The following is a 1,449-nucleotide window of genomic DNA, read 5'->3' on the forward strand; positions in this document are numbered from 1 at the left end:
GGTCTACGACGCGCTCGCCGGCGCCCTGGCAGCAGTTGGCGGACCCGGTGCCGAACCCGCCCGGCGCCGGCTCACCGCCGCACTGGACCGCGCGGACGAGGCGCTGCGGCTGCGCCGCCTCACCAGCCGGCTGCTGCGCCGGCCCACCCGTACCGAAGAGCTGCTGCTGGCCGAACGGTTCGCCGCGGCCACCGCGCTGTGCGAGGCCAGTGTCGCGCTGCTGTGGGAGGCCCGCCCGCTGCCGGCGCGGGTCGCCCAAGGCCCCCGGCGGTTCGCCGAGGCGCTGCGCACCGGGCGCCCGCCGGGCCGGCTGTCGGCCCCGGAGAACAGTTCCGCGGCGCGCGGGGCCTTCGACCGCGCGCTGCTGGACGCCGCGGTCGCCTTCGCCCGCGAACGGCCCCTGCCGCGGCCGTCGTTCGCGCCACCGGCCATGGGTACCGCGGCGGGCGGCGCGCTCGGGCCCGCCGGGCGGGACTACGGACTGCGGGTCGCCGTCTGCATCGGCGCCAGCGCCGCCGTCGCCCTGCTGCTGCGCGCCGATCACTGGTACTGGCTCCCCACGACCGTCACCTTCCTCGTCAAGCCGGACCTGGGCCCGCTGTTCTCCCGCACGGTGAACCGCTTCACCGGCACCGCGGGCGGCGTACTGGTCTTCGCCGGCACCGGACTGCTGCTGTCGGGGAGCTGGTGGCCCGCGCTGGTGGCCGGGGCGGGCGGCGCGCTGCTGCCGTTCGCCACCCGGCACTTCGCCCTCCAGACCGGCGCGATCACCCTCATGGTGCTGTCGTTCGTGTACGCCGGCGGCGCCCGACAGGCCCCCGCCGAACGGATCGTGGACACCGCCATCGCCTGCGCGATCGTCCTCGTCGTCGGTCATCTGCCGCGGCTCGCGGACCCGCACCGCCGGGTCGGCCAGCGGGTCACCGCGGCACTGCGCGCCACCGAACGCTTCCTCCGCCACGTCCTCGCGCCCCGCCCGGACGGCGCCGCCGCCGACCCCGGCGAGCGGCCGGCGCTGCGCCGGGCCGCCTACCGGGCGCTGGCCGAGGCGCGGGCGGCGGCCGAGACCGCCGCGGCCGAACTGCGGCCCGCCCGCGCCCCCGACTGGCTGACCGTCGTCACCGCCGCCGAACGCATCGTCGACGCCACCACCGCCTGTGCCGTACGCCTCGACCACGGCGCCCGCCGCCCGGACCCCGACGAGGCCGAACGGCTCTGCCAGGCGCTGTCCGCCATGGCCGGCGCCCTGGAGGACCCGCGCCGGCACCGCGTCACCGGCACCCCGCCGCCCGCGCTGCGCCCGGTCCCCGACTGCGCGACCCTCACCGACGTGGCCGCCGAACTGGAGCGGCTGCGAGGGTACGCGGGGGCGGCGTGACCGTTGTCCCGCTGCGACCGCTGTCCCGCCGTGACCGCTGTTCCACCGTCGCGGGGAGCCGGCGGCGGGGG

1 protein-coding gene is annotated in these 1,449 nt (G+C 78.8%); it reads left to right on the forward strand.

What is annotated here, in order from left to right; translation table 11 throughout:
- A partial coding sequence (locus RZ84_RS31835) for an FUSC family protein (RefSeq protein ID WP_241777961.1) occupies positions 1-1,378 on the forward strand: 1,378 nt, incomplete at its 5' end.
- Positions 1,379-1,449 lie beyond the last annotated feature (71 nt).

The organism is Streptomyces sp. CT34, assembly GCF_000805335.1.
Taxonomy (GTDB): domain Bacteria; phylum Actinomycetota; class Actinomycetes; order Streptomycetales; family Streptomycetaceae; genus Streptomyces.